The organism is Bacillus cereus group sp. N31, from assembly GCF_016483245.1.
GTDB lineage: Bacteria > Bacillota > Bacilli > Bacillales > Bacillaceae_G > Bacillus_A > Bacillus_A toyonensis.
In genome coordinates this window covers 1-13,632 of the sequence record NZ_JAEHCH010000023.1, presented here as the reverse complement: position 1 = coordinate 13,632, position 13,632 = coordinate 1, and the positions used below count along the sequence as shown (strand labels likewise).

Here is a 13,632-nt window from a genome sequence, read left to right as displayed (position 1 = left end):
ATGATTTATGAGAGTAAATATACTCCTCTATATTTCACTTGTAAAGAGGTAAATTACTTAAAATAAGAAAATATTACGCTATTTAAACGCTTACATTGAGTATTATTAATATTCTTTCATCTGTTTTCTTGTCTTTTCTTTCTTTTTCATAGAAATGACCTTTTATATATAAAAAAAGAGCGGATGTATATAAGCACCCCACTTAGGCACACTTAACATTCGCTCTCGTTTTCATTCAGAATTTATTTACCACGTAAAAATGCACGTAAATTTCTCCCGCGAATATAAACTTGTGTCAATTCTGCATGTAGCTGCTCATACTCGGTAATATCCATCTCTAAATACAAAGCATCTTTTGATGGTAATATAATATATGGCCCTGGAAAAAGGGGATCAATCTGAATCAATTCTTGAACTCGCTCTACCGATACTGCCCAACGATTTGCTATATCTCCAAGTAATAGTACCTTCATCATTTCTTCCCCCGCCCTATTCAAAAAATAAAAACGAAATATTATCACAGTTCGTAAACACGACAAATTTAGCTCCAATTGTTTCATAGAGCCGCGCTGGATATCGTTTATTCCTTGTAACAACAGTAATAGGCGCTTGAAAAGAAAAACGAATGTGTTCTGTGAAGAAACTAACTGTTGGAAGCTCATCCCCTAGTAAAATCACCTTCTTAATTCGTGTGCACATACTAGTAAAATCTTTCTCCTTATTACAGCTATAAGCTGATTCAAACCCATAATCTCTAACTTCAGCCGCTATCTCTTCATTGGCTGTAAAAATAATTAACTCATGCTGAAATGCTACTAGCTCTCTTAAACTCTTTACCTTGTTTTTTTCTCCAACACAAATAAGTGTTAGTTCCATGTACCTCATCCTCCTTAGCATAAAAGAATTCAAACGTAGATTGATATTCCCCTATACTAATCGGATCGATGAAGTGATGTATCCATCATGGCACCGTCCTCTCTCAAAACGCTTACGAAGTTAGCTGTCGGATTCGGGCTTTGAGAGTAGCCCTACTTTCAAAACTGAAAGATTCACCCCAAGTGACGATGCACAAAATTGGTTCCTCCGCTCCATATATTTGGACTCAGCGTATTACAAAAAATGTATTCTGGCTGATATATTACTCTTGTATTTGGAAAAAGTAAACAAAAAAAGCCAGTTGTAAAACTGGCCTTTTCATTCTTCATGCTTATGCTTTATTCAATTTATACGCAAAATGATTCGTCGGTCCATGACCACTACCAATATTCAATGGCTCTTCAATTGCTATACTAATAAATCGTTTTGCCTCTTGAACTGCTTCGTCCATTGAGTATCCTTTCGCAAGTCCAGCTGTAACTGCTGAAGCAAATGTACAGCCACTTCCGTGCGTTTGTTTCGAAGGAATTCGTTCACTTCTAAATTCAATAAACTCTTCTCCATCAAAGAGTAAATCAATTACTTCATTACCTTGATATTCCGCATGTCCGCCCTTCATAAGCACATATTTAGCACCTAATTCGTGCAATACTTTCGCAGCTTTCTTACTATCTTCTATATTATGAATCTCCATCCCAGTTAACACTTCAGCTTCTGGAACATTCGGTGTAATAACTGTTGCTACTGGTAATAAATATTCCTTTAATGCTTGAACTGCTTCTTGCTGTAATAATGATGCTCCGCCCTTTGCAATCATAACAGGATCTAGCACAATATTATTCCAACCAAATTTCTTAATCTGTTCTGCCACAATTTGAATAATTTCACTACTAAATAACATTCCTAGTTTCACTGCATCTGGTGTTAAATCCGTACCAATTGAATTCAGCTGTTCCGTAATACCTTCTAATGGAACAGGATATACCCCTTGAACGCCAAGCGTATTTTGAGCAGTAATTGCCGTAATAGCCGTCATCCCATACACACCAAGCTCTTGGAATGTTTTTAAATCCGCTTGAATACCAGCACCACCGCCGCTATCAGATCCTGCAATTGTTAAAGCTTTATTCACTTCCATCTCACTCATCCTTTTCTATCCAAAATAGCGATGATAAATCGTCTTTGCTTCGCTTATATCTTTCGTTCCATGTACAAGTACACGGCCATCTTTGAAGGCAACTAACCTCTTTTCTTCAACAGAGAAAGATAGTAAATATGGATTTACATTTAAATCATTCACACGGCCTTCTAGTAGCTGTTTATATTGTTCAAAATCCATTTCTTCTTTATGAGGTGGTCTAATTTGAACTGTATTTCTCCCGCATAAAACTGCTGTTTTCGATGTATTCTCTTTATTTAAATACGGATATAATGCATTCTCTCCGCACGAAGGACAATTATGTTTGCGAAGTTTTTGCACATTCATACATGAATACTCATTCTTCCACATATCAAACGATACAAGTCCATCTCGAAGTGATTTATAATCTTCTACTAACAGTTTAAGAGCTTCTGTTACTTGATGAGAAACGACAAGAGATACAGCAGGTGATATAATACCCGCTGTATCACATGTCGCCCCGCCAAGCGGAATCGATTGTAATAAACATGATAAACATGGTGTTTTACTAGGAAGAATTGTGTAAGAAAGACCGTAACTGCCTACACATGCACCATAAATCCATGGAATAGAATATTTTTGTGCTATATCATTCACAATAAAACGTGTTTCAAAATTATCAGTCGCATCAATTATTACATCAACGTTTGTAACAAGTTCTTCTAGCTCCTCAGCTGTTACATCTTGAACGAGGGCCTCTATTGTTACATCACTATTAATCTCTTCTAAACGCTTTTTAGCCGCTATAGCCTTCGGAAGATTATTTTTCACGTCGCTCTCTGCATACAATTGTTGTCTTTGTAAATTACTCCAATCGACATAATCACGGTCAACAATTGTTATCTTCCCAACACCAGCTCTTACAAACATTTCTGCATTTGCACTACCAAGTGCGCCTGCGCCGATAATAAGCACATGCTTTTCTCTTATCTTTTGCTGTCCTTCTTCCCCAATTGGAGAAAATAGTTCTTGGCGAGAATATCGATTATTCAACTACACTCATTCCTTCTAAAGGACTGCTTGCAGTTGCACAACGTTTACGTGCAATACGCCCCGCTTCAAAGCCTATGCGACCTGCCTCAATACCTAACTTCATTGCGTATGCCATCTTAATAGGATCTTTTGCTCCTGATACAGCCGTATTTAATAACACACCATCTGCTCCTAATTCCATCGCAAACGCTGCATCAGCTGGGCTACCAATACCTGCATCAACGATAACCGGTACTGTCGCTTGTTCAATAATGAAGCTTAAATTTAACGGATTTACAATACCAAGCCCTGAACCGATTGGTGATGCTCCTGGCATAATTGCATGCACACCTAGTTCTTGTAATTTACGTGCTAATACAACATCATCAGATGTGTACGGAAGTACGATAAACCCTTCTTCTAGTAACATTTCAGATGCCTTTAACGTTTCTACTGGATCAGGTAACAACGTTCTATCATCACCAATAACTTCAACTTTGATCATGTCACAAAGCCCTGAAGCTTTTGCTAATTTTGCAATACGAACAGCTTCTTCAGCATTTTTTGCTCCAGCTGTATTTGGTAATAACGTATATTTTTTCACATCAAGCTTCTCTAATAAATTAGGTTGCTTTGCATCAAATATATCCATACGACGTACTGCAAACGTTAAAATTTCAGCTTCAGAAGCGTCAATTGCTTTTTGCTGTACGTCAAAATCAGGGAATTTCCCTGTTCCTAATAAAAGTCTAGACTGAAATGACAATGGTCCAATGTTTAACATAATCAACCGCCTCCTACGAAAGTTACAATCTCAATTTGGTCTCCATCAAAAACAGATGTATCTGTATGATCATCTTTTTGTAAAATATCTTTATTACGCTCTACTACTACAATTCTGTTATCTAACTCTAAATGTGTAAGTAACTCAGCTACTGTTTTTACACTCTCTGGTACTTCAATTTGGTTACCATTAATTTTTAAATTCAAACTTCCATCCCCTTTCTAAACCGTTTTAGAAAGCAATGAATCTAGCAAGTGATTCTCCTGCTTTCCTTCTATTAAATCCGCCATATATTGACCAGAAACAGGGCTTAATAAAATGCCGTTTCGATAATGGCCCGTACAGGCATATAAACCTTTTATTTCTTCATGTTCTCCCATATAAGGAGCTTCGTGATTCGATTGTGGTCTTAATCCTGCCCATGCGCTTTCCCACTCTGCTTCTTTTAAAGCTGGCAATATTGTATAAGCACGCTCTAATATAGAAGTAATGCTTTCCGGTTGTACAGTTTTATTAAACGTATGCGGCTTCATCGTTGCTCCAATTACGTAACGTCCGCCGCGCTTTGGAGCAATATAAAATCTTTCTTGGAAAATAGGTGCCTTTAAAAGTGGTTTTCTACTTCTTACCGCTACTACTTCTCCTTTAACTGGATATGTACCCCATTCGCGGTGAAAATGACCTAGTAACTTCGTGCTCCATGAGCCACCGGCAATCACCACTTTTTCGCATGTGATTATACCTTCGCTCGTAACAATACCAGTCACTTTATTATTTTCAATACGAATATCAAACACTTCTGTCTGTTCATATATATCCGCACCGGAAATTGATGCAGAATGCACGAATGCTTTCGTAAGCTCTGGTGCAATAACGTGACCATCTTTCGGATAATATACCGCTCCTATAATGGATTCGGATAGAAATGGCTCTTTTTCCCGTAAATGGTCTCCCGTTAGAAAATATGAATCTTCACCTGTTTTCTGTTGCCAATCCATAATGTGAAGAATTCTTTCCTTCTCATCTTCGTTTTGTGCAATACGATATATCCCTTTCTCCTCATATCCAATATCAATACCCGTCTTTTCACGTAAAACTGTTGCAAGTTGTGGAAATATAGCTCGGCTTTCTCTAGCAAGTTCAAATAGCGGGTCATACGCATCCCATTCTGCTTGAACACCAAGCAGGCCAGCAGCTGCTTTAGAAGCTTCCGATGCAATTTTTTGCTTCTCTATAATTGCTACTTTATGTCCTCTTTCTGCTAGAAAATGTGCAACTGAGCTACCAATTACACCACCGCCAATAATCGCTACATCATACTTCTCACACATGTTTTTCCGCCCACTTTCTTATTGATTCCTTATAAGATTTCGCTTTGCTATATGGGTTACTACTACTTACAATTCCGGACATAACTGCTATACCGCTTACACCGTTAGTAAGAACATCTACTGTGTTTTCTGGGGTAATTCCTCCAATCGCTGTAATCGGTATAGATAAACAGCTTGCAATGTCTGAAATTTCTTCAAGTCCTCTCGCTGGCACACCTTTTTTACAATCTGTCGGAAATACATGACCATAAACGAGTGAATCCGCTCCATTTTTAAATGCTACTATCGCTTCCTCTAACGAGTGTACTGAATAACCGACATGCAAATAAGAAAACTTTTCTTTCACTAACCTTACATCTGCGCTTCGGTATCCTAATTGAACACGCGGAATGTTTAATAAAATGGCGATATCAATTCGATCATTTATAACAAGCTTAGATGCTGGAAAGCCTTTTTTCAAAAGACCTTCCACCCCTTCATATAATTCCTTCGTACTTTTCTCACGCTCACGAATATGCAAATAATCAATCTCACTCTCAATTTGCATCGCTACATTCACTAACTCTTCGAATGGCATATGGCCATTTGAGATTACATGGAGCTCATTTTTCATATTCATTCGCCTACTTTAAAATGTTTTCGAATAATTCATCGGCAGGAACAATTTCTTTCGTCATTCCTTTGTCTTTCAACCATTTGTTTTGTTTCTCCCATGAATCTTTTGAATCTGATAAAAATGGCTCATCTTTCGTTTCCATCTTCTCTAATAAAATTTTCATGCTTTCTTTTTCAACTTCTGGTACAAGCGGGAAGTTTTCTTTTTCTTGATGATTTAATAAAATATTTAATGCTTCATCAGGGCTTTTCTTCATAAAGTCATACCCTTTTTTTGCCCCACGTAAAAAGGCTTGCAATGCTTCTTTATCTTTTTTCAACGTTTTATCACCTGTTACGAAAACAAGTTCATGATAATTCGGCACACCATATTCTGCTGGATTAAAGTACGCTGGTTCATGGCCTTCATGACGCATAACAGGTACTTCATGGTTAATGTATGCTCCTGTTACAGCATCCACTTTTTTCGTAATTAACGCTGGTACTAAATCAAAGCCAACATCAACTACTTTCACCGTATCAGGATTACCACCAGCTTCTTTTATCATCGTTTTTAAATATGCTTCACTTAAAGGAGTTCCAGAATATCCTACTGTTTTTCCTTCTAAATCTTTCGGTGATTGAATACCTGCTGATTTCAGCGATACGACATGATTTAACGGTGAACGTACGACAGCTCCAATTGATTTCACTGGAATTTGTTCATTTGCTCTGGCCATAACAACATCTGGCTGATAATACAAACCAACTGTTACTTTCCCTGCTGCAGCTAAAGTTAATGGATCAGTTGGATTAGAAGGGAATTTTATATTTACCTTTATTCCTTCTTCTTTAAAGTAGCCTTTTTCAATTGCTGCATAAATAAAGCTATGTACCGCATTTGGGTACCAATCGAGCATAACCGTTATTTCTTTCTCTTTTTTACTTTTATCTGATGCTGAATTACTCGAACACCCTGCAATCATTGCAACTAATAATGTAAACACAAAGATGCGTTTTAAAAATTTCATGAATGCTTCCTCCAACTAATGAATTTCTTTTCTAATATGGAAATAAGTATGACGAAGAAAATAGCTAATAATGATAACAATACAATGGGTGCAAATACACCAGCTCCATCTAACTGTGTCATCATTCTCTTACTGAAATAACCAAGCCCAGCTTGTGCACCGAGCCATTCACCTATTGCTGCCCCAATTACACTAAGCGGAACTGCAATTTTTAAAGCTGAAAAAAAATAAGGAAGAGCAGACGGTAACTTTAACTTAAGAAAAACATCTTTCTTCGTTGCTCCATATGTAACTAAGAGCTCCTCCCATTCTTTTTTCGTACTACGCAGTCCGTCATACGTATTGACCGCAATAGGGAAAAACGTAATTAAAACTGTAACAACAACCTTACTCCAGATGGTATATCCAAACCATAAAACGAAAAGCGGAGCAAGCGCTGTAATAGGAATCGTTTGTGAGGCAACTAATAATGGATAAAATGCCCTTTCCATCCATGTACTCGCATTCATTAACATCGCTAGCCCTACACCTAATACGATAGAAATAACAACACCTATTAAAACGACGTATAACGTTGCCGGTAAATGAACCGTAAATAATATGTCTTTTAGTTTCCATATCTTCATTACAATTGCTGACGGTGACGGTAAAATGTACATTTCATCTACAATTCTTGCTCCTATTTCCCACATAACGAGTAAAATGCTAGAAAGTGTAATGGCAGGAACTAATTCTTTCAATCGGTTCATCATACGAGTACCTGCCTTTGTAACATACTAAGAAGCTCATCTTTCAGCGCTAACACATCCGGTTTATATAAATCTTTTCGTGTTCTGTTATGATCAAGCGGCACAATCCGTTCAGTCAAAGTAGTTATCGGCTGCTGTTCCACCACTAAAATTCGATTCGAAAGAAACAATGCTTCTTCCACATCATGAGTGATAAATAAAATTGTTTTTTCCCACTCTTTCCATTGTTCAAACAACCATTCTTGCAAAGATGCCTTCGTTAAAGCGTCCAATGCGCTAAACGGTTCATCTAGCAATAATATCTCTCCTCCTGTTAATAATGTTCGGATAAAAGATACGCGCTGCCTCATACCGCCAGATAAATCTTTCGGGTATTTTCCCTCGTATCCTTGTAAACCAAATTTATGTAACAGTTCCTTTGCCTTTACTTGTGCTTCTTTCTTCTGTACACCCTGACATTCTAGTGGCAAAGCAGCATTCTCAATAATTGTTCTCCACGGCAGGAGCATATCTTTTTGAGGCATATACCCTACAGGATGACTTTTTGTTTCTGTCAGCTCTATCCGTCCAGTACTGACTTCTTCTAAGCCTGTAATAAGACGAAATAGAGTACTTTTCCCGCAGCCACTTGGCCCAATAATGCTTACAAACTCTTTCTCTTGTATAGAAGCATTTAATTCATCGATGATTGGCTTCTCATCATAATGAAAAGAAACATTATGAAACTGTAGTATGTTCTTGCTCCTCAAATCCCCACATCTCCTTACGATAGGACATATCCCAGAATAAATATTCAAATCGACTGGAATATAAGAAAATCTCCTCTAATCTTTCTAGCTCTCGCTCTGACTTTCCAATTGCCATTTCATCTAATAAATCTATTAACCAAATACAAAGGTTACCGTATTCTTCAGAACTATATCCTTGAATCCACTCACCAAAGAACTCATGATCTCTCGCTCCAGGAATATCATTTAAACGCTTTCCAATTTCCCAATAACTCCACATACATGGAAGAAGTGCTGCTATTAATTCCGCAAGTGTGCCATTTTGAGATACAGACATCATGTAATTTGTATAAGCTAAATTTTTAGCAGATGGTTTTGCTGATTCTATCTCCTCTATAGAAATTCCAAGCCTTTTTGCATACTGTTTATGGATCGTCATTTCTCCATTTAATATTCCATCAATTTGTTCAGCAAATTTTCCCATTACTTGTGGGTTCGTTGCCTTTACAACACCGATGGCATATAGCTTTGCATAATCTAACAAATATAAATAATCTTGAATAATGTAATACTGAAACTTATCTTTTTCTAACGTGCCATCCCCCATCCCTACTACAAATGGATGATTATGACTCATCTCCCAAACTGGTTGTACAGTTTCTAACAATCTATTACAAAATTTCATTTCTATTTCCCCCTTCAATATATGTATCTAAATAAAAAACCACTTCTATAATCAGAAGTGGTTACAACAAATAAAATTATAGCTTATTCGTTGTTCCACTTCCCTTCGCTAGTATTACCTAGATCAGGTGTTGTAAGGGTTAAGGATTATTCCTCTCTCAGCACGAAAAGCACCCCTAGTGGTTTCAATATAAAATTTTCAAATAAAAAAGCCCCGTTTCTATACGCAAAGAAACGGGGACTCATCATTAGTGTCCGAATTGCTTCCCTACGCTAGCATAATCTAGATCAGGTAATGAAAAGGATCAAAGACTTAAGGTCTTACTCTCAGCTGGCAACACCAGCTCTCCTAGCAAACTATAAAATTATCACTGTCAGTATAACACCCTAATAAGACATCATCAACTATTTTAATTTTCCCAATTGTCAACAAAATTACAGAGTTATATAATACTTATTATTCTATTTCGTAAAATAAAATCCCAATTAATTCTATAAAAAGGAATCATTATCCTGAAAAAATTTATTTTTATATTGATTTCATATTACATTTATGTGAATACACCCACTATATTATATCTTTATACTATAATAAAATTACAACTAACTATACAACTAGAGGAGGTCTCTATTATATGAATATGAAAGCTACAGCTCTAACAGCAACTACTGTCGCAATCGCCTCATTACTTCCTTCTATGGGCGAAACAAATGTACAAAAAGCAAACGCTGAACAATTATCTAATGTCAAAACTGGATATGTCAAAGTCGATCAAGTAGCCTTACATAAAGAAGATAATACAAATAGCACATCCCTTGATACAATTCGCTTTAATACGAAAGTTAACATACTTAAAACAACGAAGGATTGGTATAAAGTATCTGTTAATAATAAAGTAGGCTATGTACAAAAAGATGCTATTCTGCAAAAAAACAAACTTCAATCTACTAATCAATACATCGTCAATGCTAATGCATTGAACGTTCGCTCTGAACCTAATTTAGAATCTTCCATTTTAGATGTATTACCAAATGGTAAGTTCGTGACTATTCAAGGAGAACAAGGCGAATGGTATAAAATTTCACATAACGGTCAAACAGGTTATGTACAAAAAGCATTCGTATCTAATGGTTCGCAGCCCTTAGTAAAAGGAATCACAGTTCAAAATGATACGAAATATACTGTTGCAACACCTAAATTAAATGTACGTAGCAATGCTAGCACAAATGGCACTCTACTTGGTTCTTTACAAAACGGTACACAGGTACAAGTAGTAGAAACAGTAGGAACTTGGTATAAAATTCGTTTTGGCACAGGATACGGGTATGTGGCCAAACACTATGTGGTACAAAATCAACAGCAATCACAAGCTCAAACAGCTCAATCTTCAGCTATTCCAGCAGTTTTCAAATTCCCTACTCAAGGAAAAATCAGCTCAACCTTTGATATACGCTGGGAACAAATGCATTATGGAATAGATATTGCAGCACAAGGTAACGTCTCCATTCAAGCTGCCGCTGCAGGTAAAGTTATTAAATCATATTATTCAGCTAGTTATGGCAATGTAGTGTTCATCGCCCATCAAATAAACGGGAAATTATATACAACAGTTTATGCTCATATGAAAGATCGCACTGTACAAGCTGGTGATCAAATACAAACTGGACAATTACTAGGTCATATGGGTAACACAGGTCATTCATACGGACAACACCTCCATTTTGAATTACATAATGGAGAATGGAATTTTGAAAAAACAAATGCAGTAAATCCACTGCCGTATTTAGTTAGGTAAATTGTATGCCACGCAATATACCTCTCTTCATTGAATACTTAGCCTTTTTAGGTTTAATCTGTTGTTTAATAATTTACAATACAAACACTGTATTTTTATCTATTATCATTGCTTTTGTTGCTCTAGAAATTATGATGGAGTCATTTCAAGTGCGACTAAAGCAAAAAGTTGCCCATGTTTATAATGCTATTTTTCTATTAAGTGCCCTTATAACAAATGTTATTAGTAATGGCTTTTATTTATCTACTATAATTCCCGTATTCTTTATGGCTGTTTTATTATTCATAGCTAGATACATTAATGTCCCTAATAATAAAAAACATGAACAAGAAGCTTAGAAAGAGGAGACACTGTGTACCAATCTTTCAAAGATAACACAATGAAATATATATTGAATTTATACGAAAAACTAAATACTTTTTTTGGTATACAAGGAAGTTATACTGCACAACTTCTCCTATATGGAATGTTATTTCTCATCTTAATCACTTTCTCCTTGTTTTACTAACAAAAAAGGATCTCACATAACATTGAGATCCTTTTTAATTTATATTAATTTTTCATATGTAAAATACTGTTTAGCCACAAGCATATTTTTCATAAATAAAACTAAGATTATATTTTTTCTCTAAACCCATTCTTTGTTCATCGTCACACCAATAGAAAAGAATATCATGAATCGTCGCATAACGCTTATTTTTAAGAAATAGTTTAAAGAATGACGGTAAACAATCATGTAATTGTATAAATATATAATTGCGTAGTATTTCCTCTTTATATTCAATGCCCTTACAAATATACAGTAATTCTTCACAATAATATGCATGCTGTGGAACTTGAATCATTTCGAAAAATGGCACGTATGATAATAACTTTCCGATAAAATGGTTATATCGATCCATTATCCCTATTGTCATATGTTCCATCATTTCTTTCATCACATATAAATAATCATCTACATGAGTTGTCTTTAGTGGGTCTAATCGATCTGAAATTTGAGAAAGTACAGCTCTTTGACAAGCTAAAACTACTTGACTAGGTCCATAATATGATAGAAAATCTGTACACTTACGATACTTTCGTAATAAGTCATGTGTATATAAATCATACACAAAAGTATTACAATACATCGCTAGACTCATCATATCACTATTCAGCTGCTCTTTTGACTGTGCTTTAGCCCTCTTACACATATAGAAGAATGTAAACTCTAATATTTCTTTTTGAGATAATAGATGTTTACAATTTGTTATACATTTCTCATTAAATTTAACTCTATCCCAAATTTCTACATCCCCATCTGTTAATTCCCCGACACGATATTTAATAACTAAATAGTTTAAAGCAACTGCTTGTGTCAAAAGATCCCATGTTTCATATTCCAATGAAGTTTGGACAAATTCAGCTAGCCCTTGTGTTACCATAAAAGTATTTGCCTCTTCATACCAACCAATCTCTTGACATAAACGAAGAATACGTACTAAGGTTGGAATTTCATCTTTATGAAACTGTGGTAAATTCTTTACTCTATTCATTCCATAAACGATAACTGCTGCTAAATTTTCTTCTTTATAAAATTCTTTTTCTTTCCATGCTAATATAGTTCGCTCTTTTCCTTCACCTTTTGGGTGGCAAGGTACAAGTAAAGATAATAATTCAGCAAAATTATTTGGTTCTATATATGTATCTGTAACCAAATTCCAATTTGGATCGCCCTGTACAGCCCTCATATAATTCCCCTTCCCTTTTTATCCCGCTATTTGCCGCGCAGTAAGACGCCCACCTCAAAATCCAGTGAATGCGAGGAAGTTAGGTGGGAAATAAAACTGCCGGTAAAAGCCCGATTGGTTCAACGAATAATCATTGGAGGATGGACAAAACCCCCAATAATTAAAGTTTCACTTTATCTACGTAGGAAATATTAATTCATTATTACAACGCTAAAAATAAATATTGTTATATTCAAAACCTATCATAATACTTATATCTATCAGTATATCACTTTTTCTCTTATTTAAAATTAGGAATGAAAAATTTAAATAAACTGTCGAAAACCTGAACTATGTACTTATTATATAATGTCTCAGATACATCACGCTAATATATTAGTTTAATCCACATATACTAGAATAATGTATCTGATTTTTATCCATCATTTATCCCACTATTTGTGGACAATAACACTTTCACTAATTAAAGTTTAACTTTATTCCGTACGTTCCGAGATTTCACTTAAAGCGAATCCAGCTTGATCATCTGCCGCTTCTCTTATAGCTAAATCACCTAATGCTAGCATCCCGACAAGTTGACCGCCCTCAACTACTGGCAATCGTCTAATTTGATACTGTGCCATTAATTCTGTAGCTTTTTCAATAGAATCATCTGGAGAAACCGAAACAATGTTTGTCGTCATTACATTTGTAATTTTATTAGACCCAGGATGTTTTTCAGCAATCCCTCGAACAACTAAATCTCGATCAGTAACAAGCCCAACGACTTGTTCATTTTCAAGAACAGGAATCAATCCAACTGATTCTTCCTTCATTTTTACAGCAGCCTCATATACATTATCTAACGGTGTACAATGTACAATATGAGTACTCATAAAGTCTCTAACTTGCGTCATTTTTTATCTCCTCCTTTTAATACATACCATAGTTTTTCCTAAATTCCTTTATTTATTTGAGGAAAATAAGATGATAAAAAAGAGGATTATACACAATAAAAAAGAGCCAGCATATTGCTGACTCTTTCTTTATGACCCGTACGGGATTCGAACCCGTGTTACCGCCGTGAAAGGGCGGTGTCTTAACCACTTGACCAACGGGCCATGGCTCCGCAGGTAGGACTCGAACCTACGACCGATCGGTTAACAGCCGATAGCTCTACCACTGAGCTACTGCGGAA

At 35.9% G+C, this 13,632-nt stretch carries 16 protein-coding genes, 2 tRNA genes and 3 riboswitches; of the genes, 2 read left to right on the top strand and 16 right to left on the bottom strand.

Annotated elements, in window-relative coordinates; all coding sequences use genetic code 11:
- Positions 1 to 242: 242 nt before the first annotated feature.
- From JDS81_RS22890 to tenA, 12 genes are all read right to left on the bottom strand, one after another.
- On the bottom strand, positions 243 to 476 hold the full coding sequence (locus JDS81_RS22890; protein WP_141499391.1) for a hypothetical protein: 234 nt from the start codon (positions 474 to 476) through the stop codon (positions 243 to 245).
- Positions 477 to 489: 13 nt separating this feature from the next.
- On the bottom strand, positions 490 to 876 hold the full coding sequence (locus tag JDS81_RS22885; RefSeq protein WP_000424095.1) for a hypothetical protein: 387 nt from the start codon (positions 874 to 876) through the stop codon (positions 490 to 492).
- Between the two features lie 93 nt (positions 877 to 969).
- Positions 970 to 1,118, bottom strand: a riboswitch (cyclic di-AMP (ydaO/yuaA leader).
- Between the two features lie 89 nt (positions 1,119 to 1,207).
- Entirely contained in the window at positions 1,208 to 2,014 is an 807-nt protein-coding gene (thiD, locus tag JDS81_RS22880; protein WP_000453550.1) for a bifunctional hydroxymethylpyrimidine kinase/phosphomethylpyrimidine kinase, read from the bottom strand.
- Between the two features lie 15 nt (positions 2,015 to 2,029).
- Entirely contained in the window at positions 2,030 to 3,049 is a 1,020-nt protein-coding gene (gene thiF / locus JDS81_RS22875) for a thiazole biosynthesis adenylyltransferase ThiF (protein ID WP_001065426.1), read from the bottom strand.
- Positions 3,042 to 3,812, bottom strand: a complete 771-nt coding sequence (thiG, locus tag JDS81_RS22870) for a thiazole synthase (protein ID WP_000932007.1) — start codon at positions 3,810 to 3,812, stop codon at positions 3,042 to 3,044. Before thiG ends, thiF begins: the two co-directional genes overlap by 8 nt.
- 2 nt (positions 3,813 to 3,814) lie before the next feature.
- On the bottom strand, positions 3,815 to 4,018 hold the full coding sequence (gene thiS / locus JDS81_RS22865; RefSeq protein WP_001049505.1) for a sulfur carrier protein ThiS: 204 nt from the start codon (positions 4,016 to 4,018) through the stop codon (positions 3,815 to 3,817).
- Between the two features lie 15 nt (positions 4,019 to 4,033).
- Positions 4,034 to 5,143, bottom strand: a complete 1,110-nt coding sequence (gene thiO / locus JDS81_RS22860; protein ID WP_097953279.1) for a glycine oxidase ThiO — start codon at positions 5,141 to 5,143, stop codon at positions 4,034 to 4,036.
- Positions 5,136 to 5,756 carry a thiazole tautomerase TenI gene (gene tenI / locus JDS81_RS22855; RefSeq protein WP_097953280.1) on the bottom strand — a complete coding sequence of 207 codons (621 nt, stop codon included), beginning with the start codon at positions 5,754 to 5,756 and terminating at the stop codon, positions 5,136 to 5,138. Before tenI ends, thiO begins: the two co-directional genes overlap by 8 nt.
- A 10-nt stretch (positions 5,757 to 5,766) precedes the next feature.
- Entirely contained in the window at positions 5,767 to 6,768 is a 1,002-nt protein-coding gene (locus JDS81_RS22850) for an ABC transporter substrate-binding protein (protein ID WP_097953281.1), read from the bottom strand.
- Positions 6,765 to 7,517 (bottom strand): ABC transporter permease, encoded by a 753-nt coding sequence (locus JDS81_RS22845; protein WP_002059286.1) that lies wholly within the window; start codon positions 7,515 to 7,517, stop codon positions 6,765 to 6,767. The genes JDS81_RS22850 and JDS81_RS22845 overlap by 4 nt, the downstream gene beginning before the upstream one ends.
- Complete coding sequence (locus JDS81_RS22840) at positions 7,517 to 8,266, bottom strand: ABC transporter ATP-binding protein (protein WP_001256784.1); 750 nt, start codon at positions 8,264 to 8,266, stop codon at positions 7,517 to 7,519. The genes JDS81_RS22845 and JDS81_RS22840 overlap by 1 nt, the downstream gene beginning before the upstream one ends.
- Positions 8,235 to 8,930, bottom strand: a complete 696-nt coding sequence (gene tenA / locus JDS81_RS22835; RefSeq protein WP_000666918.1) for a thiaminase II — start codon at positions 8,928 to 8,930, stop codon at positions 8,235 to 8,237. The genes JDS81_RS22840 and tenA overlap by 32 nt, the downstream gene beginning before the upstream one ends.
- Positions 8,931 to 9,013: 83 nt before the next feature.
- Positions 9,014 to 9,117: riboswitch (TPP riboswitch) on the bottom strand.
- Between the two features lie 60 nt (positions 9,118 to 9,177).
- A riboswitch (TPP riboswitch) is annotated at positions 9,178 to 9,290 on the bottom strand.
- Positions 9,291 to 9,564: 274 nt separating this feature from the next.
- On the opposite strand from tenA, the gene JDS81_RS22830 reads away from it, so the two are divergent.
- Together JDS81_RS22830 and JDS81_RS22825 are read left to right on the top strand one after the other, a co-directional pair.
- Positions 9,565 to 10,725: an SH3 domain-containing protein gene (locus tag JDS81_RS22830; RefSeq protein WP_001056044.1), complete on the top strand. Its 1,161-nt coding sequence runs from the start codon at positions 9,565 to 9,567 to the stop codon at positions 10,723 to 10,725.
- A gap of 5 nt (positions 10,726 to 10,730) precedes the next feature.
- The gene (locus tag JDS81_RS22825) at positions 10,731 to 11,063 is read left to right on the top strand and encodes a hypothetical protein (RefSeq protein ID WP_001137815.1); all 333 of its coding nucleotides are present in this window, start codon (positions 10,731 to 10,733) and stop codon (positions 11,061 to 11,063) included.
- A 240-nt stretch (positions 11,064 to 11,303) separates the two neighbouring features.
- Here the strand turns inward: JDS81_RS22825 and JDS81_RS22820 are convergent, their stop codons facing one another.
- The 4 genes from JDS81_RS22820 to JDS81_RS22805 all read right to left on the bottom strand — a co-directional run bounded on the left by JDS81_RS22820 (position 11,304) and on the right by JDS81_RS22805 (position 13,631).
- A complete protein-coding gene (locus JDS81_RS22820) occupies positions 11,304 to 12,455 on the bottom strand; it encodes a DUF3965 domain-containing protein (RefSeq protein ID WP_001203043.1) in 1,152 nt (383 codons plus the stop codon).
- Between the two features lie 476 nt (positions 12,456 to 12,931).
- A complete protein-coding gene (locus tag JDS81_RS22815) occupies positions 12,932 to 13,351 on the bottom strand; it encodes a CBS domain-containing protein (RefSeq protein WP_000195540.1) in 420 nt (139 codons plus the stop codon).
- 132 nt (positions 13,352 to 13,483) lie between these two features.
- Positions 13,484 to 13,555: transfer RNA gene (locus JDS81_RS22810), tRNA-Glu, on the bottom strand.
- 1 nt (position 13,556) lies between these two features.
- Positions 13,557 to 13,631, bottom strand: a tRNA-Asn gene (locus JDS81_RS22805).
- Position 13,632 lies beyond the last annotated feature (1 nt).

Bases quoted from the DNA above. Each gene is read 5' to 3' on its own strand.
- JDS81_RS22890 (WP_141499391.1), bottom strand. From the start codon at position 476: ATGATGAAGGTACTATTACTTGGAGATATAGCAAATCGTTGGGCAGTA.
- JDS81_RS22885 (WP_000424095.1), bottom strand. From the start codon at position 876: ATGGAACTAACACTTATTTGTGTTGGAGAAAAAAACAAGGTAAAGAGT.
- thiD (WP_000453550.1), bottom strand. From the start codon at position 2,014: ATGGAAGTGAATAAAGCTTTAACAATTGCAGGATCTGATAGCGGCGGT.
- thiG (WP_000932007.1), bottom strand. From the start codon at position 3,812: ATGTTAAACATTGGACCATTGTCATTTCAGTCTAGACTTTTATTAGGA.
- thiO (WP_097953279.1), bottom strand. From the start codon at position 5,143: ATGTGTGAGAAGTATGATGTAGCGATTATTGGCGGTGGTGTAATTGGT.
- tenI (WP_097953280.1), bottom strand. From the start codon at position 5,756: ATGAAAAATGAGCTCCATGTAATCTCAAATGGCCATATGCCATTCGAA.
- JDS81_RS22850 (WP_097953281.1), bottom strand. From the start codon at position 6,768: ATGAAATTTTTAAAACGCATCTTTGTGTTTACATTATTAGTTGCAATG.
- JDS81_RS22845 (WP_002059286.1), bottom strand. From the start codon at position 7,517: ATGAACCGATTGAAAGAATTAGTTCCTGCCATTACACTTTCTAGCATT.
- tenA (WP_000666918.1), bottom strand. From the start codon at position 8,930: ATGAAATTTTGTAATAGATTGTTAGAAACTGTACAACCAGTTTGGGAG.
- JDS81_RS22830 (WP_001056044.1), top strand. From the start codon at position 9,565: ATGAATATGAAAGCTACAGCTCTAACAGCAACTACTGTCGCAATCGCC.
- JDS81_RS22825 (WP_001137815.1), top strand. From the start codon at position 10,731: ATGCCACGCAATATACCTCTCTTCATTGAATACTTAGCCTTTTTAGGT.
- JDS81_RS22820 (WP_001203043.1), bottom strand. From the start codon at position 12,455: ATGAGGGCTGTACAGGGCGATCCAAATTGGAATTTGGTTACAGATACA.
- JDS81_RS22815 (WP_000195540.1), bottom strand. From the start codon at position 13,351: ATGACGCAAGTTAGAGACTTTATGAGTACTCATATTGTACATTGTACA.